Origin of the sequence: Methylobacillus draconifructus, assembly GCF_045984355.1 — a bacterium.
Lineage (GTDB): Bacteria > Pseudomonadota > Gammaproteobacteria > Burkholderiales > Methylophilaceae > Methylobacillus > Methylobacillus flagellatus_A.
On record NZ_JBJQII010000005.1, the window covers coordinates 1 to 20,418 of the forward strand.

Below are 20,418 nucleotides of genomic sequence, written 5' to 3' on the forward strand. Positions count from 1 at the left end.
CAACAGGTACAACAGGTACAACAGGTACAACAGGTACAACAGGTACAACAGGTACAACAGGTACAACAGGTACAACAGGTACAACAGGTACAACAGGTACAACAGGTACAACAGGTACAACAGGTACAACAGGTACGGGCGTTCAAGGGTCGCCAGGGGATCCGACCAATACAGGGTCGCCAAACAGGCCGGGAACGCCGCCGGGCACTCCTCCCGGCGCGCCTATAGGCGCCCCCTCCAGTCCTGGCTCCACTTTCGATAACGGGGCAGACCCTTACGGGCAAGGTAACGGAGGAAGGGTTGGGCCTTGATGAAAATTGAATAGTGTTTGTTGGGACCAATAACCCGCCTTGATACGGATCGAGGCGGGTTATTTCATTTAAGCAGCTTTGTTCGCTCTTATCGTGTTATTCGAGTCCCATGGCTGTGCTGTTGTCTGTCTCAGGCATGTAGGCAAATATCCAGTCTATATAGGCTTTTTTCTTTTCAAATTCCTGATAGGGCGGCGGGAAGTTCCGGGTTTTGAAAGGGCGTTCGCCCGAGAGGCTATATATTCCCATGATGCCGCCGCTGGGCGCATAAAGCAGGCCCCAGCCTTCCCTTTGCGTGACGGGGTCGATATAGAGTTTGCGCAAATGGCGTTGCGGAGTGGGGAAGCGGTTGTCCTTCAATAACGAGTCCAGTGTAGGCGGAAACTGTTTCACCATGCCGGGAGACTGGTTGTAATAGGACCCGATGGCTTTGCGTATGGTGTCGCCCACCTTCATCAGCTCCTGCTCGCGCTCGCGCCGCTGCATGTCGCTCCAGCGGTTTCCCGCTTCAGCCAGGGCTAAACCCATGAGGATGATCACAAGCAGCGCGCCCATCAGCGCCATGCCTTGCTGTCGCCTACCATTCGGCATAGTAGCTCCCGTCCGCGGCCATGGCCTCCGAGCCGCTGCGGATGTCGTAGATTTCGCCTGGGATATTGGCATCCTCAGGCGGTACCAGCATCCAGGTCTCGGTGCTTTCGGTGATGGGGTCTTCCGGGATCGCGCGCAGGTACTTGCGTTCCACCAGGTCATACAAGGTGTCGGGATAACGCCCGGTATCGCTGTAGAATTTGTCGATGGCATCGCGCATGACGATGAGGTCATGCTTGAGAGAGTTCTCGCGGGCGCGGTCTATGCTGGAGAAGTAGCGCGGCGTGACCAGGCTCAGCAGCGTGGCGATGATGGCAAGCACCACCAGCACTTCGATCAGGGTGAATCCCAGTATCCTTGCTGGTTTTTGTCCTGGACTTGGCCGCATGCTCACCATTCCCGGTACGGCTGCTGGTTGAGCCCGGTATCGCCCGAGAGGGAGTAGACGTCGTAGACATCCTCGCCCTCGGCAGGCTCCTCGAACGAGCTGGCATAGCTGCGCTTGCCCCAGGTGGCTTCATTCGGCAGCTCGGGGTCGGAGGCGAACGGGTCGCGCGGAATGCTGCGCAGGAAATGGATTTTCCGTTTCTTGGGATCGCGCGGGTTTTCCACGCCCTGCACCAGGATTTGCAGGCTGGGAGGGTAGCCGGATTGGCCGGGAGTTTTCTTGATCAGGCCGTCATCCACGGCTTTCTTGTAGGCGTCGATCGCGTCGCGCAATTGCCAGAGGTGGCGCTTGAGTTCCTGTTCCTTGGCGCGCTTGGCCGTCACCTGCATCACGGGCGCGGCCGAGCTGAGGATCAGCGCCAGCAGCACCAGCGCCACCATGAGCTCGATCAATGTAAAGCCGTAAGATGGTTTCGAGCACTGCTTCATTGTCGCTCGTCCGGGCTCGCAATGTCTTCCACCGGACGCATGACCGATTCGGCAAAGGAGCGGTCCGACTCGGCGCGTTCGGCCTGGATTTCCTGCGGCGTCTTGACCGGCGCAGCAGGTGCGGCTTGCGCGGTGACGGCGCCTGGTTCCGCGGCCCGGCCCGGCCTAGATGCGCTGCGGTCTATCCCGGCCGGGAAGGTCGTGTAGATGGCATTTTCGGGGGTGAGGTTGCTGATGATGCGAGGCGTTATAAACAGGGCGATCTCTTTCTTGCTCAGGTCGTTGTTATTGTTGTTGAACAGTTTGCCGACCAGCGGCAGCTTGGAAAGTCCCGGCACGCCGTTTGTGATCTTCTGTTCGTCGTTGCGCATCAGGCCGGCAAGAATTTGTGTTTCTCCATCTTTCAATCGCAGAATGGTGCTGGCGTTGCGGGTGCCTATGGTATAGGTGACGGTGCCTGAGCTCGTTTCCATGCGGTCGGTCTGGTTGCTGACTTCCAGTCCGATCTTGATCGATACTTCATCGCGCAGCAGGATGGTGGGCTCGACGTCGAGTTTGACCCCTACCTCGATGTAGTTCACCGTCTGCGATACGAAGCCGGTGGAATTGGCGACGCTGGTGAGCACCGGGATGCGGTCGCCGACGTGGATCTTGGCTTTTTCGCGGTTCTTGACGCGGATATGCGGATTGGCGAGCAGGTTGGTGTCGGTGTCCTGCTGCAGCAGGTTCAGTGCCAGCACCGGGTCGCTGATGCTGAAGACGCCGAGGTTGGAATTGAAGTTCTTGAGCTCGTTGATGGTGAGCTTGCCTGGCGTGAGCGTGGCGGTGCCGTTGACGGTATCGCGACCCTGCACGCCGAGGCTGACATTGGTGGGATAGCGGATGCCGATGTTTTCCAGGCTGCGGCGGTTGATTTCCAGCACTTCGACCTCGAGCATGACTTCCGGCTCGGCCATGTCTTGCGACATGATGAGTTTTTCCGCGGTGCGGATCGCTTCCGGCGTATCCCGCATCACCAGGGTGTTGAGCTTCTCGTCGATATAGATGTCCTTGGTCTTCACCACGGTCTTGATCATGGCCATGAGCTTCTTGGCATCGGTGTTGCTCAGGTAAAAGCTGCGCACGAAGGTTTCCTGGTATTCCTGGCTGCGGCTCAAGGGGTAGATCAGCAGGGTGTTGTCATTGAGCACTTTCTTGCCGAGCTGGTTGCTCGCGAGGATGACGTCGATGGCTTCCTCGATCGGCGTGTTGCGCAGGAATACGCTGGTGCGCTGGTCGCTGCGCAGTTCCTGGTCGTAGGTGAAATTGATCGCGGCGGCCTGGGAGATGAACTCGAACACCGACTTGATGGCGACGTCCTTGAACTCCAAGGAAATGGGGCGCTTGAAGGATGAGCGGATGTGCGGCGGGTTCACCGCCTTGTCCATGCGTTGTTGCTCGATCTGCTCGAACAGGGCGCGCGCGCTGCGGTTGCTGGAGTCTTCCGCTAGCACGGTGCGGGCCAGGTTCTGCGCGCCTTCCCAGTCCTGCTTGGCAAGGAGTTCGTCGGCGCGCTGCATCATGGCGTCGTGCGTGGTGGCGATGCGCATCTGCTGGATGCCGTTCTGCGCACGCTGGTTCTGGCTGTCGAGTTCGAGCACGCGCCGGTAGGCGATGTCGGCCTCGCCCCAGCGCTTTTGCTGCTTGAGCTGGTCTGCCTCTTTTAACAAGATAGCAAGCTGGATGTCTTGCTGCTGCTTGAGGTAGTTGCGGTATTCCGGATTGTCGGGGAAGGTGCGCACCAGGCTCTTGAGCCGCTCTATCCCGGCTTCGACCTGTCCGGCGTTGATCATGTCCCTGGCTTGCTGGAACTCCAGGTTGGTCTGGTTCTGCCGCATTTCCGTGCCGGAGCAGGCGGCGAGCATGATCGCGATAAATACCGCGCTGAATTTCAGGCTTGCGTGCGATGTGGTGTTCAATTGCTTTCTCCAATCATCAATGGCACATCAGCACGCAATGGCTGATAGCTCAGGATCATGCGGGAAGGGGTGATTTCCTTGATCTTCCAGTCGCCGACGATATCGCCGATCTTGACGCTGACATTTTTTTCTCCGAGGGAGAGAAAGACGGTGAATTGGCCGTGGTCCTCCAGCTTGCCCGCATACGTAAAGGGGACTGGTGGAATTTCCATGGCCTGCTGCACGATGGGTTGTTGTGCGGTTTCGGCCTGGGCGACGAGTTGCCCGCCGCCGAATAAATTGTGCTCGCTGTCCTGCCAGGGCGCGCGTTGCAGCTGGGCCACGTCCAGGGAATTCGCACCTGCTGGCCGGGATTCTCCAGACGTCCTGGATTTCGGCAGGCCCTTCACGTCGGTACGCGAGCCCTGCGGGCGCGATGCCGCGACTTGCACCTCGTCGGCCTGCTCGTCGTTCAAGGCGGTCCATACCGTGGCAGCTACCGTCATGGTCAATGCTGCCCACACCAACCACTGTCTCGGCGTCTGCTTCATCGCCCGTCCTTGCGCAGGTAGAGCGTGAGCTTGAGCCTGGCTTCGACATGGTCGCTCAGCATGTCTTCGCGCTTGAGCGAAATATCGTTCAGCGCGGCCGATGGCAGGGTGTTCATGACATCGGCAATGAAGCGGCGGATGTCGAGGTATTGTCCCTGCAGCGGCAGGCTGAGCTGGTACTTGGAGAACGCTGCCGATGATTGCCGGCTCAGAGTGTAGTCGACCTTTTCCGGTACCAGGCCGTGCTGCTCTGCAATATCCAGCACCTGGTTCAGCAGGGTGGTGGCTTCGCTCTCGCGCGGCAGGAACTGGTAGAAGGCATTGAGCGAGGCCTGCGGCGAACGGTCTATCCACTGGCCCTGGTGCTGTGGCATGGCGCGGTGCATGGCGGCGACATCGAGCTTGAGCTGCTGCAACGCCCTGGCCTGCGGCCAGGCATAGGCGAGGGCAACGAGCAGGCAGGCTGCCAGCAAGCCTAGCCCCAGCTTGCTGAGCCCGTCGAGCTGGCCGAGGCGGTAGCGCAGTTTATGCAGCTTGCCGACACTCATGGCTGCTGTATCCATACGGCCTCCACGACGAAGCGCACCGGCATGGGTTGGTCGTGATGAAACTCATGCGACATCAGCAGCACGTCGTTGAACACGGGCTGTTCGGAGAGGCCGCGCACGTATTTGAACATATTGACCACTTCATTGGTATTGGCCGTAATCCTCAGTTTGTGCAGCCTGGCGTTGGGCTCGATGCTGGCGAGCTTGATATCCGCGACCTTGATGCTTTCCAGCGCCAGGAACAGTTTCTGCCACGGCAGGGCGAGTTCGTGCATGGCGGCTTGCACTGCCGCGATTTCCTGCTGCTTGGCTTGGTCTTCCTTGGGGTTGAGCCTGGGAGCGCTGACCGGGGCCTGCATCTGCTGCAGGTCTGCGTTCAGCCGTTGGCGCTCCGAATTCAATTGCTGCATCCAGCCCAACAGCGCGATGCCGCAGGCCGCTGCCAGCAGGAGCGTCACGATTCCCTTGACTGGCCGGTCTTGCAGCGGAGGGGCGTGGTTGATGGAGATAACGGGTAGCATTACTGCCATGCCTCCATGCCGTGTTGGTCTTGCGAGGAGGGCAGGATGTTGTGCACCTTGCGCCCGGGAAGCTGGAGCGCTGGCCGGCCGTCCGCGGCGTAGAACACGACAGGCCACTCGCTGTTGTCCACGCCTGCGATGATGGATTCGCGGTCCAGCAATGCCTGCAACTGGTTTTCGATGTCGCTTTCCGCGGCATAGCTTTGCAGGCTCAGCCACTGCCCGTGTTGCACCAGGGCGATGGTGATGCGGTCGTTTTCCAACATAACCAGGTTCAAGGCGTCGGGTAAAGGCGTGCGCGCCAGCTTGCGCCGGATGACGTCGGTGGCGATCATCAGGTGGGGATGGATGTGCTGCACCGGCATTCGCGCTTGATTGAACTCCTCGCGCAGGGCTTGCAGCAGCTTCTCGTCAATGGCGCTGGCAAAAGTCGGGTGACCGTAGGCCACCGGCGTGGTGCGGATGTCCCATGCACGTGAAAACTCGCCGTAGACCTGCGTGAAGTAATGCCTGACGAACGCGCTTTGCTCCTTGCGGGTATGCAGGCTGGCATTCCACGGCACGATGGCATAGTGCGCGAAATAGTTGGAGACCACTACCCTGGGCTGGCAGCCTCGCCATTGGCGGTTTTGCAACTGCTGGTGCAGGCTGGAAACCGCCGGCTGCCAGAATTCCCGGTTCTGGAACGACTCGCTGGTTGAGCGCAATGCAATATCTTCCTTTGCCACGACCCTGGCCTTCATGCCGCGCTTGATCCTGAGCATGGTGAGCGTGCGCGGCTGGATCAGGACGCGCAGTTCGTCCCGCCATGGAAAGGCCCACGAGGCGGAAGGCCAGCTAAACGAGCGAGGTAACACGGTTGATCTCCTGTAGGGTGGTTTCGCCGCGCTTGACCATGTCGAGCGCGGCTTCTCGCATGGTGCGGGTACCGTTTGCGCGCGCGGCTTCCTTGACCTTGCGCACCGGCTCCCGCGTGATGATGAGCTCGCGGATGGCGTCGTTGAACACCAGCAGTTCCGCCACGGCCTTGCGCCCCTTGTAGCCGGTGCCATGGCATTGCCCGCAGCCCTGGCCGGCGCGGAAGCGGTATTCGTCGATCGACTCCGGCGCAATGCCGGACTTGGCGATCAAGGCGGGGTCGGGCGTGTCGTCGATGGCGCAATGTGGGCATATCGTGCGCACCAGCCGTTGCGCCATGATGCCGTTGATCGCAGAGACGAAGCTGTACGGATCCACGTTCATGTTGGTGAAGCGGCCGATGACGTCGAATACGTTGTTGGCGTGCACCGTGGTCAAGACCAGGTGGCCTGTCAGCGCGGATTGCACCGCGATCTGCGCGGTTTCCGCATCGCGGATTTCGCCCACCATGATCTTGTCCGGGTCGTGGCGCAGGATGGAGCGCAGGCCGCGCGCAAAGGTCAGGCCCTTCTTCTCGTTCACCGGGATCTGCAGCACGCCGGGCAACTGGTATTCCACCGGGTCCTCGATGGTGATGATCTTGTCCTGGCCGTGGTTGATCTCGGAGATCGCGCCATACAGCGTGGTGGTCTTGCCACTACCAGTTGGCCCGGTGACCAGCAGCATGCCGTAGGGCTCTTCGGCCAGCAGGCGGAAGCGCGCCATGATGTCCGGTTCGAAGCCCAACACGTCGAGGCTCAATCCCTGCGCCTGATCTGAAAGCGCCTTGCGGTCGAGGATGCGCAGCACCGCGTCCTCACCGAACACGCTGGGCATGATGGAAACGCGCAGGTCGACTTCGCGCCCGAGCGCCATGACCTTGAAGCGGCCATCCTGCGGAATGCGCCGCTCGGCGATGTCGAGCTCGGACATCACCTTGATGCGCGAAATGGCTTGTTCCGCCTGCATCACGCCGTGGATGCTGCCCACGCTGCTCAGCACGCCGTCGATGCGGTACTTTATGGTCAGGCCGTGCGCGTCGGTCTCCATATGGATGTCGCTGGCGCCTGCCTTGAGCGCGTCATACAGGGTGGAGCGCACCAGCTTCACCACCGGCGAGGTGTCTTCCGCGATCGAGCGCAAGGAAATGTCCTCGATGGCGCTGTTGCCGCTCTCGCTCTCGACCTGTTCCGGCAGCAGGCCATCCATGGCGCGCATGCTTTCCTCGAAACGGGAAAGAAAGGCGGCAATATCCTTGCGGTGGGCGATGCTCCATTGCGCAGGCTCGGGCAGCAGTTGATTCATGCGGCTGTATAGTTGCGCATCGAAAGGGTTGGCATGCACCATGTGCAGCTTGCCGGCCTTGTCGCGCAAGGCGAGGCATTCCTGCCTGCCGGCCTCGGCAAAAGGCAGCAGCTGGAAATCCGGCTGCCACTCGTACATTTGCAGGATGCCGAGCACGGGGTAGCGCATGAGCCTGCCAAGCGCATGCATAAAGGTATCGGCATCGAGGCCGGAAACTTCTTCCAGCACGTCCAGCAGCGGCTGTTTGCCTTGCTGCGCCAACGCGCGCGCCTGCTGCACTTTCTCCAGGTCAATCCGGGCGAGGCCGGAACCGGCCTGGAGCAGGGAAGGGTGATCCAGCGGCTGGTTCATTGTATGCTCCCGGCCAGGTCGAAAATCGGCATGTACATGAGCACCACCACGACACCGATGATCAGCCCGATCACCACCATCAGCAGCGGCTCCAGCAAGCGCGTGAACCAGTCCACGGCACGGGCGATTTCCTCGTCGTAGAAGCTGCCGATGCGCTCCATCATCTCGCCCATCCGCCCCGTGCGCTCGCCCACGCGCAGCATGCGCAGCGCGATCGAGGTGGTCATGCCGTGCTCTTCCATCGCGCTCGACAACGGCTTGCCTTCGCGGATGTCATGCTCTGCCAGTTGCAGCTGGTGTTTCAGGCTGGGCTGCAGCAGGGAAGCGACCATCTGCATGCCGGTCACGAGCGGGATGCCGCCTTGCAACAGCATGCCCAGCGTGCGGTAGAAACGCGCCAGCTGGTAGATGCGCATGGTTTCGCCCAGCGCGGGGATTTTCCATAGTTGCTGCAGCAAGGTGTTGCGCACCACAGGGCGGCTCAAGGCCACGCCCAGCAGACTAAAGACAATGACGGAGGCCAGCAGGGCGACCTTTCCGTGCTCGTGCAGCATACGGCCCCAGGAGAGCAATAATTGCGACATCCAGGGCAGGTTGTCCCCGGCGCTTTCATAAATGGCGCTGAAGCGCGGCACGACGTAGCCGAGCAGGAACAGCATGACCAAGCCGCCGACGACGATCAGCAATACCGGGTAGATGGAGGCCGTGGTGATCTTCTTCTTGACCGCATCCAGCTGGCCCTGGTAGGTCACATGGCGGTTCAGCGCCTGTACCATGTCGCCGGTGCGTTCGCTGCTGCGGATCAGCGCCACATAGAGCGGGGGGAATGTATTGGGGAACTTCTCCAACGCGCCCGACAGCGGCAAGCCTTCATAGAGCAAAGCCAGCAATTGCTTGAGCAATGTGCGCGACTCGGCATGGCCTTCCTTCTCCGCCAGGGCCTCGATGGCCTCGACCAGGCTCAGGCCGGAGTCCAGCAGGGACAGCAGCTCCTGGCTGAACAGCATGAGGTTGAACCTGGGCTTGCGCAACCGGGCGCCTATGCCTGCGCTTTCAAGATGCTTCAAGCCCAATACGCTGTAGCCCTGCGCTTCCGCCTGCAGCTGCGCCTGCAAACCATCGCTGGCCTCCAGGGTCAGCGATTGCACTTCTGCGCCGAGTGCGACTTTAAGCTCGAATTTCATGCGCGAGGGTATCCATTAGGCACTACTGCCAGCTCACGATGTCGGCAGATTCCTCGCTGCCGCCCAGTTGGCCATCCTTGCCGAACGACCATAAATCGTAATCCCCATGCTCGCCGGGAGAGCGGTATTGGTAAGGTTTGCCCCATGGGTCCTGCGGCAGGGCTTTTTGCAGGTAAGGGCCATGCCAGCGGGACTCGTCCGAAGGCTGCGCGTTGAGCGCCGCCAGGCCTTGTTCCGTGCTGGGATAGCGGCCGGTGTCGAGCCGGTATTGGTCCAGCGCCTTGCCCAGCGCCTCGATTTGCGCCTTGGCGGTCTTGGCTTCCGATTTGCCGATCTGGGCAAAATACTTGGGGCCGACGTAACCTGCCAGCAGGCCGATGATCACCATCACGACCAGCAGCTCCAGCAACGTGAAGCCGAGGTTTTTCCGCTTGGCAGGCAAGGGCTGCACGCAAGGATTGCCGGTCATGTCAGTGTTTCCGGTCATATCAGTATTCAATGGGCGAGTGTGGGAAAACGGCATGGCGGTGTCCTCAAGGTTGCGGTGTGGTGCTGTTGGTTGCGGGCTTGGATAACAAGCCACTGGGTGCAAATTGACTCGGTACGAAGCCAGGCACGCTGAGTTCGACGAAGGGGGCGATGGCCTGGCGCAGGCGGATCGCCTGCGGCTGTTCGGCTGGCGTTTCGTTGTTGCAGGGCGCTTTCACGTACAGCATGGGGGAGGCCGGGCGCTTGGGCAGGCCGACCAATGTCGTGAAATTGACCCAGTCGTCGTTCAGGGAAGCGGTTTGCTGGCTGAAGGAAGGAACGGCGCGCTCGGTCGTTTCCACGCCGTTGATGGCTTCGCGGAAGGCAGGCTCGGTCAGCGGCTGGCGCTCGTAGCCGGGACGCTTGTAGTACTGCACGGCGGTAAAGCTGCGGCCGATGCGATAGACAGGCTCCGCCCCCGTGGCATACATCGCATAGGCGACCTCAATGTCCTGGCCCGCAAAGCCGCCTCTCGCGATATCCGTGATGCGGAAAAACTGCTTGCCGGGCAATTGCGCGTTGTAGTCGGCATCCGCGCTGGACAATGCCAAAACCCTGGTGCCGTAGATGCATTCTCCAGCGGCCGGGTTGCGCCAGACCACATCCATCACGCTGGCGATTTTCTTGTCCGTTTGCCCCGTCAGCGAGTTGTTCATCATCACCTGGCGGTTGGCGTGCTTGAACAGCTTGAAGCCGGGCAGGGGGGCGGCGATTTCGTTTTCGGGAAATATAGCGCAGGCATTGCTATGCTCGGCCGTGGGTTTGCGCGGGGCCATATGGCGGCCTTCGGGGTCGAACTTGCCGGTTGCATTGCAGAGAGTATAGGCGCTGCTGCCGTGCTCCAGCAGCACGCCGCTGATCGGCAGCGGCTCGAAGCCCGTGGCATGCGCAGTGGACAAGAACATGAGCAGGCCGGTTGCCAAGCAGCACGTAAAGCATGTGCCGGGCTTGCGGGAGACGGGAGGCGTGGGCATGGCGGGCATCATGGTCAATTCGCCGCAAAATACTGGTTCAATGCATGCAGCTGGGCCTCGTTGAGCATCCCGGCGGCTTGCTTGAGATTGATGATGTCGTTGACCAGCACGTACTGCACGCGGCTGAGTTCCAGCCGGCTGCGGAACAGCTTTTGCTGCGCGTTCAGCACCTCGATGTTGGTGCGTGTGCCCGCGGCAAAGCCTTTCTGCGTGCCTTCGAGGGCGATCTCGCTCGATTTCACCGCCTGGCGGTAGGCGGAGAGCGCCAGCAGCCCGCTGCGTATGCTGTTGAGGTATTTTTTCGTATTGGCCTCGATGTCGCGGGTGCGCAGGTTGAGCAGCTCTTCGGCTGCATCCACCCTGTTGAAAGCCTGGCGCACGCTGGCGCTGGTGAAGCCGCCTGCGAACAGCGGCATGTTGAGCTGCAACGCAATGGTGGTGGTGTCGAAGCGCGAGCCCAGGGTATTGTTGCTGTCGTTCTCGCTAAAGGAACGGACGCCGACCAGGTCCAGGGTGGGGAAGTGCCCCGCGCGCTTTTTCTCTACATCCTGCCTTGCGACTTCCACCGAGAGTCGGGCGGCGGTGATTTCGGGGTTGTTGCCCAGCGCCTGCTGCATCCAGAATTCGAGATCGTCGGAATCCGGCACCCCGGCCGGCAGCTGGGCAATGTCGAGCGGGGCGATGTCGGTGACGGCGACGCCGCTCATATTGCTCAATGTCTGCTTGAACACCGCCAGCGAATTCTCGGTGGTGATGAGCTCGGCCTGGGCCAGCTCCAGGTTGGCTTGCGCCTCGTTGATCTCGGTCACGGTGCCTTCGCCGTTGTCGTAACGCCGCTGGGCCTGGTCAAGCTGCTGGCTGGTGGCGGCGATATTGCTGCGCAATACCTCCACTTTTTCCTGCGCATAAAGCGTTTCGAAATAGGTGGCGGCAAGGCGGCTGATCAGCGTGGCGTTTTCCTTGAGCAGCAAGGCTTCCTTGCTTTGCACGTTCGCCTCCGCGCCGCGGTAGGTGGCGATGTTTTCCTTATTGAACAAGGGCTGCCTCAGGCTCAGCGCATAGTTCTGGATATCATAGTTGAGCCGAGTGTCGATGGCACCCAAGGTGGTTTGCGTGGTGCGGTCCGTAGCGCCGCGGCCGACGCTGGCGCCGAATTGCACCCTGGGCATGAACAAGGCGCGGCTCTTGTTGATCTCCTCGCGTTCCGCCGCCATGTTGGCCTCGGCCGCCTTGTATTGCGCATCGTACTGCAAGGCTTTTTCATAGAGGCTGAGCAGGTTTTCCGCGGCATGCAGCGGGGCGCTGGCGCAGATTGCCAGTGCGCAGAGCGCGCGCGACAGCGCCAATCGGTTCAATTTCATGCGGTAACGGCGGGTCATCATCCTGCGGGCTCCTCACTCTTCCTTCATCGAGGCCGCAATCCGCTTCACCAGCGGGTGCATCAGGTAGGTAAGCAGGGTGCGCTCGCCGGTGCGGATCACCACCTGTACCGGCATGCCGGGTTGCAGGCGGCGGTTGCCGAGGGTTTTCATGCCGTCCTCAGTGATGTTGATGCGCGCGAGGTAATAACTGGAAGGCGCCTGGCCGCCCGTGCCGGGGTCTACCAGCAAATCGCTGGAAACGGTCTTGACCTGGCCTTCCAGCAGCAATTGCGGCGTATTGGAAAAGCTGGAGAAGCGCACGTCCGCATCCTGCCCGGTATGGATCTTGTCGATGAGGTGGGGGGGGATTCGAGCATCGAGGATCAGGGGCTCGTCGAACGGCACGATATCCATGATTTTCTGCCCGGGCTGGATGACTGCGCCGACGGTATGCACCTGCAAGCCGACGACCTGGCCGCTGACCGGCGCAGTGACGGTGATGCGCTGCAACTCATCCCAGAGCGGCTTGTACTTCTCGGCATCGGCCTGCACCGCGAGCTTCACCTGCGCCATCTCGGTGTCGATTTCCTTCTTCTCGGTTTGCTCGCGTGCGGTGATGCGCTGCTGCAGTTCGAGGATGGCCTTGCGGCTGCGCAGGATGTTCGAATCATTTGTCGCGATCATGCCGTAAGTCTGGGCCAGCTTTTGCTCAAGCTCGTTCTGCTGGTTGCGCGGCGCGAAGCCCTCGCTCACCAGTTGCCTGATGCCGGCCAATTGCTGGGTCAGCAGTTCCAATTGCGATTGATAGCTGCCGGCCACCCCCTGGTAGCCTTCGATCAAGGCCTGCTGGCCCTGGATGGATTCGCGCATCGCCTCGACATCGGCGCGCAAGGCCTCTTGGCGCGCGCGCAGCAGTTGGGACTGGTTCAGCATGAGCTGCTGTACATAAGGGTCGCCTTGCTGCTTGATCAGCTCTTCATGGAACACAATGCTGCCCGCGCCCAGCTTTTCCGCGAGCAGGCGGCTTTCCTGCGCCAGCAGCCCAAGGTAGCGCTGGCGCACCTCGTCGAAGCGCGCCTTGCTGGCGGTGGCATCCAGGGTGAACAGCACGTCGCCGGCCTGCACCGCCTGGCCTTCGTGCACCATCAACTGGCTGATGATGCCGCCGTTCAGGTGCTGTACGGTTTTATGCCGTCCTTCCACCGTCACCACGCCTTCGGTCGGCACGCCTTCGTCCAGCGGCGCCAAGGCGGCCCAGGCGAGAAAACCGCCAAAACCAAGCAGCAGGATGATAAAGCCCAGCCGTGTTGTGCGCTGTTCATGGACATGTCCGACTGTCTGCTCATGCAAGGGGATTACCTTGGATTCGTGCGCAGGCGCATCGGACGCCGTGTGTTGTAAAGGCAGGTTCATGTTGTTCATCCTTATGCCACCTTGCTTGCCGGGGTTTGCCTTGCCCGATTGAGTTCTGCGATCACCTGGTCGCGCGGGCCATGGCAGACCATGCCGCCCTGGTCGAGCACCAGTAGCTTGTCCGTAATGTTCAGGATGTGCGTACGGTGCGAGACGATGACGATGGCCTTGCCCTGGTTTTTCAGGAGCAGCAGCGCGGTGATCAGGCTGGCTTCGCCCTGGTCGTCGAGGTGCGAGTTCGGTTCGTCCAGGATGATGAAGGCAGGCTGCTGGTAGATGGCCCTCGCCAGGCCAAGCAATTGGCGTTGGCCGCCGGAGAGCACGGGCGCCTCGGCGTCGATGCGGGTGTCGTAGCCTCGCGGCAGCCGCAGGATGGCGTCATGAATGCCCGCGGTTTGCGCAGCCTGGATCACTTTCTCCGGGTCCGGCTGCGTGAAGCGGGCAATATTCTCGGCAATGCTGCCCTCCAGCAAGGCGACCTCCTGCGGCAGGTAGCCGATAGCTGCGGCATATACATTGGCAGGCAGACGCGATAGCGCAATGCCGTCGACGAGAATTTCGCCTTCGCGGTGATCGCAGATGCCCGCGATGCAGCGCACCAGCGTGGTCTTACCCGAGCCCGAGGGGCCAAGGATGCCAAGAATCTCGCCCGGCTCGATGTCCAGGTTCAAGGGGCGGAGCAGGGGCTTGCCGCCGGAGGCTTTCACCGCGACCTGCACCAGCGCCAGTCTGCCCTTGATCGGTTCGTCCGGTGTCGTCAGGTACGCAGGGTTTTCATCCCCATGGGTGCTGGCTAGCAATTGGTCGATGTTGGCGGCAGACGCCTTGGCCTGGATGAACTGCTTCCAGGTGTTCACGATGACGTCGAAAGGCTGCAATGCGCGTGCGATCAGCACATTGGAGGCGATCATCGCGCCGATCGAAATATCGCCTTTCACCGCCAGCAGGGCGGCTACGCCCAGCATGCCGGATTGCATGGTGTAGCGCGCAAACTTATTGACCTGCTGGTTGCGGCTCTGCACCTGGTTTGCCTGGGCGTCCAGCGCATGCCAGCGTGACTGGATGCTGATCCAGCGCTGCCACAGGGAAGGCAGCATGCCGAGAACGTGCAGCGTCTCAATATTGCGCAGCTTGCTGTCGAGGAATTGCAGCCCTTGCTGGCGGGCCTCGGCAGTTTTTTCCAAAGGTAGCGACGTACTGCGCTGGTTCCAGAGCGCGAGTCCGAACTGGACCAGGCACAAGGCAATTGCCAATGTCCCCAATATCGGACTGAGGACGAACAATACCGCCACATACAGCAATGTCCAGGGCAGGTCGAAGAAGGCGAACAAGCCGTTGCTGGTGACGAAGTGGCGGATGAAGGTCAGCTCCTGCATGGCCTGGTGCGTACCGTTCGATGCAGGTGCCTGCGTTGCCAGGCCGAGAGAGAACAGCCTGGAAGTCAGCAACTGGTCGAAGCGCACGCCGGCCTTGATCGCGACCATGGAGCGCACCCAGTCTGAAAACGCCATCACCATGAACAGGAACACGGTGATGAGGGTGACGGCGAGCAGCGTCATCTCGCTGCGGCTCAGCAATACCCGGTCATAGAGTTGCAGCAGGTAGAGCGTGGGCGCGAGCATTAATATATTGGTCACCATGCTGAAGGCGGCAATGGCCCAGGCTTCACGCCTGAACAACGCCAAGTAGTCGCGCAGGGAGGCGGGCGGCCTGTTCATGCCTGCATCCTCGGCGTGTTGCCGGCTTGCTGCAACGAGGCCAGCACTTCATCCGGCTTGCCGTAGCGCAGCATCTGGCCCTTCATCATCACCATCATGGTGTCGGCAACGTGCCGTATGCCTTGCAAGTGGCTGATGATGACGAAGGTCGTTCCCTGCGCCTTGAGCGTGCGCACCGCGTGCTGTAGGCATTGTTCGCTGGCTTCGTCCAGGTTGGCATTCGGCTCATCCAGGACCACGACCGCAGGCTTGCCATAAAGGGCGCGCGCCAGGCCGACTAGCTGCCTGCGGCCGCCGGAGAGCAGGTGGCCCTCATGGCCGATGCGTGTATCGAGGCCGTCGGGCAAAGAGTCTATCCAGGCTTGCAATTGCAGCAGTTCGACCACGCTTGCCAGCTTCTCCTGGTCTGGCGTGCCGAACCGGGCGATATTTTCCGCGACCGAGCCGTCTAGCAGGGCGATTTCTTGCGGCAGGTAGCCCAGGTGCTGCCCGAGCTCCGCCTTGTCCCACTGGAAGGCATCCACGCCATCCAGCCTTACCTTGCCGGTGCTGGGTTGCAGCAGGCCGACCAGCAACTTCGAGAGGGTCGTCTTGCCGGAGGCGGAAGGGCCGCTAATGAGCAGCACCTCGCCCGGATGCATGCGGAACTGGATATTGCGCAGCAAGGGTTCGCGCGCGTTGTCCTGCAGGGCGTAGCTGAGGTTTTCCACCGAGATCTGCCCGGTCGGCGCAGGCAGCGCCATGCCGGGCCGCTTGGTCGGGTGTTGTTCCAGCAATTCGTCTAGCCTGACGTATGCCTGCCATGCATTGGCAAGGCTGCGCCATTGGGCGATGAGCTGGCTGAACGGCGCCAGCACCCGTGCAGCCAGGATGGAAGCGACGATCATCATCGCGGCCCCGTTGACCAGTGCCTGGCTGACGACCAGGTAGCAGCCCAATCCCAGCACCAGCGACGTTAGGGTGATTTGCAGGAATTTCGAATATGCCGCGTGCCTGCCTGCAATTTCGGAGGCCATGGCCTGCTTGCTGAGAAAGGCTTGCTGCTTGTCCTGCCAACGCGCCTCGAGCGGCGCTTGCATGCCCATGGCCCTTACCACGTCTGCATGCTGTTGGATATTGCTGAAATAACTCTGTGCCGCCAGGGCATATTGATTGGCTTCCTGCAGCACCGGCTGCACGCGCACCTGGTTGAGCAGTGCGACCACGGTCTGGATTGCCAGGCCGAGCAGGGTCAGGTATCCCAGGCTGCTATGGATGAAGAAAATCGCGACAACGAAGATCACGATGAAAGGAATATCGATCAGGCCGAGTAGGGCGGGGGAGTAGAGTATTTCCCGCAGGCTGCGATAGTCGGCAAACACGCGCTGTGCGGGGAAGCCGGCATTGGCAAGCTTGGCGGCGAATGCGGCATTGAAAATATGGTGGTTCAATGATTGGTCAAGCTGGCCGGCCGCTTGCAGCATCATGCCGCGGCGCACCCATTCCAAGCTTTCCATGATCAGGTAAATAAAGACCACCATCATGGTGAGCATGAGCAAAGTGCCAAGATTGCGACTGAAAATCACGCGATCATAGACTTCGAGCATGTACCACGATGGCGCCAACACAAGAAGGTTGGTAAAAAAACCGAAGAAAATCACTCGACGGAAGAGAGAGATGAGATCCATCAAGGATTTCTTCAGTTGAGCGGAGTTGCTGCTTTTAGTCACGTAAACAGTATTCCTGGAAGTAAAAACGTAGAAAGCCGATTGGGCCGGTACGGGACCGGCCCTGTTGCCAGGGTCTGTTGATGCTTTGTTCGCGAGCCGCGTTGCTGCGACAAATGGTGATAGGCAAGGCGCGGGACGCAGGCAATGGTCATTCCCTTGTCAAGTCTCGCAACGCAGCATGGCATCATTTGTCACAGCAACCCGAAGGGCCGGGCCGGTTTTTTGCACGGTGCTGCGTTATTCGTCGTTTATTTGGAATAACCAAACTTCACTCCTCATGCCTTGCTCCGTACAAAAACTGGCTCCGGCGCGGTCGTGAACAAAACTTCAATAGACCCTTTTAAACAACCACGATATCTGCCGCAGTGATCGAGGTAACGCCTGTCAGAATCGCGATATCCACCGCTGTGCTTCCGCCATTGCCGTCTGCGTAATACTGCAGGGTATTGGTGGAAGTGTTGAACACTAGGTAGTCATCTGCATCTAGCGGGCCCGAACCGACCACCAGGTTGCCGGCATTGAAGCCGATCAACGAAGCGAACTGGTCCGTATTGAGCTCGATCTTGTCGACGCCGCTGCCGAAGTCGGTGATGGTATCGGTGTCAGCGTTAGTGAGATCAACCCCGACGTTTTCATACCATTGCTCTTCGTCGTCATCGCCGGTCACGGTTTGCGTCCAAATCTTGCCAAAGGCAAAGGTATCGGAACCAGAGCCACCGGTCAGGGTATCGTGCCCGCCGTTGCTGATGAAGCGGTCATCCTTAGTCGTGCCGATGAAGGTCTGGGTGTTGCCGTTGCCTTCAAAGGTCAGGCCGTTGGCTGTCACGCCGGAAGCATCCACTACGACATTGTTGATGGTGCCGCCATTGTTGCCCTTGGAATTGGAGAGGTCGGCGACAGTACCGCCGGCATTGAAGAAGTAGTGGTCATTCAGCAATTGCAGGGCTGTGTTTTCCACGTTCAAGCGACCCACTGTGCCGCCTACCTGCACCACTTCCATTTCCTGGAAGTTAGCATCGTTGAGCACTATAGTGCCTGCAGCCTGGGTGTTAGCGCCGATGCCAGTGGTGATGCGCAGGGTATCGGTACCTTCACCGCCGACGATCACGTCATGCTTCGCGCCAGTGGCGATCCACTCGGGGTTGCCATCGTCAGCCTTGGAGGTAGTGCCTTGCACGCCGCTACCGAAGCCGCCGATCAGGAAGATGTCGTCGCCTTCACCGCCGTCGAGGTAATCCGCACCGCCGTGACCAACCAGCAAGTCGTTACCGCCATTGCCGTAGACCACATCATCGCCCAGGCGCGCAGTGACGTAATCCACGCCATCGCTACCCAGCACGATCTCGCGGGCACCATCGGTTTCATTGGCACCGTCGATACGGACATAGCTGCCTGCCTCGCCTTCGGTGGCGTCGTAGATGATGTCCACGTTATGGAAGAGTTCGGCAACGGAGTAGTCGTCTACTTCAAACTCGGCAGCTTCGTATTCGACCTCGTCAGCTCCTTCAACATCAGGCTCGAATTCTTCTTCCTCGAATTCCAGCTTGATGGTAACGGATTCGGTAGGGCCGCCAGCGACGCCGTAGATATGAGTGCCAGGATTGAGTTCACCTAGGCTTAGAGACTCACCATTTTCCTCTAATTGTTCAGCGGAAAGAACGATATTAACGCCACTGGCTAATTCAATACGTTCAATACCGGAAAAAATTAATGATTCAGAGAAATCACCGGATTGAGTAAAGTAAATAGTATCAACAGCGTTATAACCAGCAATGCTGCTAGCATAAGTACTGATTGCACTTGATCCAGGACGAGTCACAAGATTAAGACGAACATCAGTTTGTGTTTGCTCAGCAATATCTATGTCATCAAGTGGTACAAATTGACCTGTAACGTTGTCATACGCAACAAAACCAGCATCTTCATTGCCCTCTTCAGCTTCTTGGATATCGGTATAGCGGGCTTGATTGCCAGAATTATCCAAACGAGAAGTTCCTCCCTGAATAATGACACCTCCAGCATCCTCTTCGCTGCCAATGACAAAACTATCATTACCGTCAGCACCCAATAATATGTCATTTGAAGTAACTAAGAAGATATCTCCATCAACTGTTTCGTCTCCTGCGGAACTTCCTCCACCAGAGATATAGTCATTTCCTTCGCCACCTGTGAGGATGTCATCTCCACTACCAGAGAAAATGGCATCATCACCATCTCCTCCGTGAATAATATTGTTACCGTTGCCAGCATAAATATTATCGTTACCATTGCCTCCAAAAATTATATTATTGCCGTTGCCGCCATCAATAATATCATCACCATCACCTCCAAAAATTATATCATTTCCTTCTCCCCCAAGTAGTACGTCATTTCCTCCTTTTCCGATGATGATATCATTTCCATCACCACCATCAATAAAGTTATCAAGATCGTTGCCAATAATTAAATCGCTATTTGATGTACCTATATAGGTAGTTTCTGTACTATTAAATATTTTGATAGCCATGATATTTCCTTTATTTAATTTTTGGAGCAAGAGCGAATCTTGCTCCAATATTTGAGAAATAAAACTACAAATTAATTAATAAATCTAATTAAGGTGTACTGCCAATTGCATAACCATCTATAGCTATTTCTTTGAATGTTGTATTCTCTTGTGCCGTTTGTCTCAAACGGATTGCCTGATTTCCATTAGTCACTGTCGGAGCAGCATTGCAAGAAGCTTCAATGTAAGTAAATGCTGAGGCAGCATTAGTCGAGCCATCATCATCTACATAAACAGTGTCCAAAGTAAAATCAACCCAGTTTGAATTTACAACAGCATCTTGAGTGGCTAATGTTGTACTAGCTGGGGTGCTTGGGCCAATGGGAGTATTTTCCCCTGTAATGGCAGTATTTACACTATTCTTTGTCGGAAGGTCCAAATAATTAGTCCCATTCTGCTCCTTATTAGCTAATGTATCGTATGCTAAAGCGCGGTGTTGTACAGATGTAAAGGTTCTTCCGGCTCTATATACAGGGGATGCTGTAGTTACAGGAGTTGTAAAAATAGTATATGCAATATCAACGTTAGTTGATCCACTAAAACCACCACGAGCAACGTCATTAACTTCAAAATATTGTGTGCCTGGAGTGCCGCTATCATGATCCGCATTGGTCATAATTACTTGAGTGGAAATAATGCACATATTTGTAGTGGAGTTACGCCATGCAATATCGGTCACAGTTCCAATGGAAGTAAACCCAGATGGTGCTCCAGTTACTGGAGGAATTGGAACTGAGCGGCTTCCCACTAATGTGTATCCGGTTTTTCCAGCAGGAAGAACAACGGTACTTGCTGGCTTAGCAACCCAGCAAGTATCGTTAGAACCAGTTGCTGGATAATTTGCAGCAGCAATAGGGTAGGAGCCAAAATTGCCTTTGACATTATTAGCGATACCGCCAGAAGGAATTACACGGCCATTGTTATAGCAATTGGTATAGGCTGAGGTTGAAAATCCTGTGCTGGGTAAAGTGACAAATCCTGCATGTGATTGAAAAGAAAAAGAAAATGCAGAAATTACTGCTAAGTTAATCAACGAGCTTTTCATCATCATCTCCTTGAGATTACAATTAGCAGGCATTTGTGGCTGCCTGCGGGGTG

Annotated in this window: 19 protein-coding genes; all 19 read right to left on the reverse strand. The window is 58.3% G+C overall.

Annotation, left to right across the window (positions count from 1 at the left end; all coding sequences use genetic code 11):
* Nucleotides 1–183: hypothetical protein (locus ACJSDX_RS11220; protein ID WP_407994758.1), on the reverse strand; the 183-nt coding region annotated here is incomplete at its 3' end.
* 224 nt (nt 184–407) lie between these two features.
* Entirely contained in the window at nt 408–902 is a 495-nt protein-coding gene (locus ACJSDX_RS11225) for a type II secretion system protein (RefSeq protein WP_309565162.1), read from the reverse strand.
* The gene (locus ACJSDX_RS11230) at nt 889–1,290 is read right to left on the reverse strand and encodes a type II secretion system protein (RefSeq protein WP_407994759.1); all 402 of its coding nucleotides are present in this window, start codon (nt 1,288–1,290) and stop codon (nt 889–891) included. Before ACJSDX_RS11230 ends, ACJSDX_RS11225 begins: the two co-directional genes overlap by 14 nt.
* A 2-nt stretch (nt 1,291–1,292) precedes the next feature.
* Entirely contained in the window at nt 1,293–1,778 is a 486-nt protein-coding gene (locus ACJSDX_RS11235) for a type II secretion system protein (protein ID WP_011479557.1), read from the reverse strand.
* Nucleotides 1,775–3,682: a secretin GspD/PilQ domain-containing protein gene (locus ACJSDX_RS11240; protein WP_407994998.1), complete on the reverse strand. Its 1,908-nt coding sequence runs from the start codon at nt 3,680–3,682 to the stop codon at nt 1,775–1,777. Before ACJSDX_RS11240 ends, ACJSDX_RS11235 begins: the two co-directional genes overlap by 4 nt.
* A gap of 50 nt (nt 3,683–3,732) precedes the next feature.
* The gene (locus ACJSDX_RS11245; protein ID WP_407994760.1) at nt 3,733–4,266 is read right to left on the reverse strand and encodes a hypothetical protein; all 534 of its coding nucleotides are present in this window, start codon (nt 4,264–4,266) and stop codon (nt 3,733–3,735) included.
* The gene (locus ACJSDX_RS11250; RefSeq protein ID WP_407994761.1) at nt 4,263–4,829 is read right to left on the reverse strand and encodes a phosphomevalonate kinase ERG8; all 567 of its coding nucleotides are present in this window, start codon (nt 4,827–4,829) and stop codon (nt 4,263–4,265) included. Before ACJSDX_RS11250 ends, ACJSDX_RS11245 begins: the two co-directional genes overlap by 4 nt.
* Nucleotides 4,811–5,335, reverse strand: coding sequence for a PilN family protein (locus ACJSDX_RS11255; protein WP_407994762.1), 525 nt, complete (start codon nt 5,333–5,335; stop codon nt 4,811–4,813). Before ACJSDX_RS11255 ends, ACJSDX_RS11250 begins: the two co-directional genes overlap by 19 nt.
* Complete coding sequence (locus ACJSDX_RS11260; RefSeq protein ID WP_407994763.1) at nt 5,335–6,192, reverse strand: hypothetical protein; 858 nt, start codon at nt 6,190–6,192, stop codon at nt 5,335–5,337. The genes ACJSDX_RS11255 and ACJSDX_RS11260 overlap by 1 nt, the downstream gene beginning before the upstream one ends.
* Nucleotides 6,173–7,888, reverse strand: coding sequence for a GspE/PulE family protein (locus ACJSDX_RS11265; RefSeq protein ID WP_407994764.1), 1,716 nt, complete (start codon nt 7,886–7,888; stop codon nt 6,173–6,175). Before ACJSDX_RS11265 ends, ACJSDX_RS11260 begins: the two co-directional genes overlap by 20 nt.
* Nucleotides 7,885–9,072: a type II secretion system F family protein gene (locus ACJSDX_RS11270; protein WP_407994765.1), complete on the reverse strand. Its 1,188-nt coding sequence runs from the start codon at nt 9,070–9,072 to the stop codon at nt 7,885–7,887. Before ACJSDX_RS11270 ends, ACJSDX_RS11265 begins: the two co-directional genes overlap by 4 nt.
* A 22-nt stretch (nt 9,073–9,094) precedes the next feature.
* Nucleotides 9,095–9,541, reverse strand: coding sequence for a type II secretion system major pseudopilin GspG (gspG, locus tag ACJSDX_RS11275; RefSeq protein WP_407994999.1), 447 nt, complete (start codon nt 9,539–9,541; stop codon nt 9,095–9,097).
* 64 nt (nt 9,542–9,605) lie between these two features.
* Nucleotides 9,606–10,586 (reverse strand): hypothetical protein, encoded by a 981-nt coding sequence (locus ACJSDX_RS11280; protein WP_407994766.1) that lies wholly within the window; start codon nt 10,584–10,586, stop codon nt 9,606–9,608.
* Between the two features lie 2 nt (nt 10,587–10,588).
* Entirely contained in the window at nt 10,589–11,956 is a 1,368-nt protein-coding gene (locus tag ACJSDX_RS11285; RefSeq protein WP_407994767.1) for a TolC family outer membrane protein, read from the reverse strand.
* A 12-nt stretch (nt 11,957–11,968) separates the two neighbouring features.
* Nucleotides 11,969–13,348: an HlyD family type I secretion periplasmic adaptor subunit gene (locus ACJSDX_RS11290; RefSeq protein WP_407994768.1), complete on the reverse strand. Its 1,380-nt coding sequence runs from the start codon at nt 13,346–13,348 to the stop codon at nt 11,969–11,971.
* Between the two features lie 11 nt (nt 13,349–13,359).
* A complete protein-coding gene (locus ACJSDX_RS11295; protein WP_407994769.1) occupies nt 13,360–15,066 on the reverse strand; it encodes a type I secretion system permease/ATPase in 1,707 nt (568 codons plus the stop codon).
* A complete protein-coding gene (locus ACJSDX_RS11300) occupies nt 15,063–16,733 on the reverse strand; it encodes a type I secretion system permease/ATPase (protein ID WP_407994770.1) in 1,671 nt (556 codons plus the stop codon). The genes ACJSDX_RS11295 and ACJSDX_RS11300 overlap by 4 nt, the downstream gene beginning before the upstream one ends.
* Before the next feature lie 382 nt (nt 16,734–17,115).
* A complete protein-coding gene (locus tag ACJSDX_RS11305) occupies nt 17,116–19,281 on the reverse strand; it encodes a calcium-binding protein (RefSeq protein WP_407994771.1) in 2,166 nt (721 codons plus the stop codon).
* Between the two features lie 88 nt (nt 19,282–19,369).
* Nucleotides 19,370–20,371 (reverse strand): hypothetical protein, encoded by a 1,002-nt coding sequence (locus ACJSDX_RS11310; RefSeq protein WP_407994772.1) that lies wholly within the window; start codon nt 20,369–20,371, stop codon nt 19,370–19,372.
* Between the last annotated feature and the right edge of the window lie 47 nt (nt 20,372–20,418).

Excerpts from the sequence above, each read along its gene's own strand:
- ACJSDX_RS11225 (WP_309565162.1), bottom strand. The coding sequence starts at position 902 with ATGCCGAATGGTAGGCGACAGCAAGGCATGGCGCTGATGGGCGCGCTG.
- ACJSDX_RS11230 (WP_407994759.1), bottom strand. The coding sequence starts at position 1,290 with ATGCGGCCAAGTCCAGGACAAAAACCAGCAAGGATACTGGGATTCACC.
- ACJSDX_RS11235 (WP_011479557.1), bottom strand. The coding sequence starts at position 1,778 with ATGAAGCAGTGCTCGAAACCATCTTACGGCTTTACATTGATCGAGCTC.
- ACJSDX_RS11240 (WP_407994998.1), bottom strand. The coding sequence starts at position 3,682 with ATGCTCGCCGCCTGCTCCGGCACGGAAATGCGGCAGAACCAGACCAAC.
- ACJSDX_RS11245 (WP_407994760.1), bottom strand. The coding sequence starts at position 4,266 with ATGAAGCAGACGCCGAGACAGTGGTTGGTGTGGGCAGCATTGACCATG.
- ACJSDX_RS11250 (WP_407994761.1), bottom strand. The coding sequence starts at position 4,829 with ATGGATACAGCAGCCATGAGTGTCGGCAAGCTGCATAAACTGCGCTAC.
- ACJSDX_RS11255 (WP_407994762.1), bottom strand. The coding sequence starts at position 5,335 with ATGCTACCCGTTATCTCCATCAACCACGCCCCTCCGCTGCAAGACCGG.
- ACJSDX_RS11265 (WP_407994764.1), bottom strand. The coding sequence starts at position 7,888 with ATGAACCAGCCGCTGGATCACCCTTCCCTGCTCCAGGCCGGTTCCGGC.
- ACJSDX_RS11270 (WP_407994765.1), bottom strand. The coding sequence starts at position 9,072 with ATGAAATTCGAGCTTAAAGTCGCACTCGGCGCAGAAGTGCAATCGCTG.
- gspG (WP_407994999.1), bottom strand. The coding sequence starts at position 9,541 with ATGACCGGCAATCCTTGCGTGCAGCCCTTGCCTGCCAAGCGGAAAAAC.
- ACJSDX_RS11280 (WP_407994766.1), bottom strand. The coding sequence starts at position 10,586 with ATGATGCCCGCCATGCCCACGCCTCCCGTCTCCCGCAAGCCCGGCACA.
- ACJSDX_RS11285 (WP_407994767.1), bottom strand. The coding sequence starts at position 11,956 with ATGATGACCCGCCGTTACCGCATGAAATTGAACCGATTGGCGCTGTCG.
- ACJSDX_RS11290 (WP_407994768.1), bottom strand. The coding sequence starts at position 13,348 with ATGAACCTGCCTTTACAACACACGGCGTCCGATGCGCCTGCGCACGAA.
- ACJSDX_RS11295 (WP_407994769.1), bottom strand. The coding sequence starts at position 15,066 with ATGAACAGGCCGCCCGCCTCCCTGCGCGACTACTTGGCGTTGTTCAGG.
- ACJSDX_RS11300 (WP_407994770.1), bottom strand. The coding sequence starts at position 16,733 with ATGGATCTCATCTCTCTCTTCCGTCGAGTGATTTTCTTCGGTTTTTTT.
- ACJSDX_RS11305 (WP_407994771.1), bottom strand. The coding sequence starts at position 19,281 with ATGGCTATCAAAATATTTAATAGTACAGAAACTACCTATATAGGTACA.
- ACJSDX_RS11310 (WP_407994772.1), bottom strand. The coding sequence starts at position 20,371 with ATGATGATGAAAAGCTCGTTGATTAACTTAGCAGTAATTTCTGCATTT.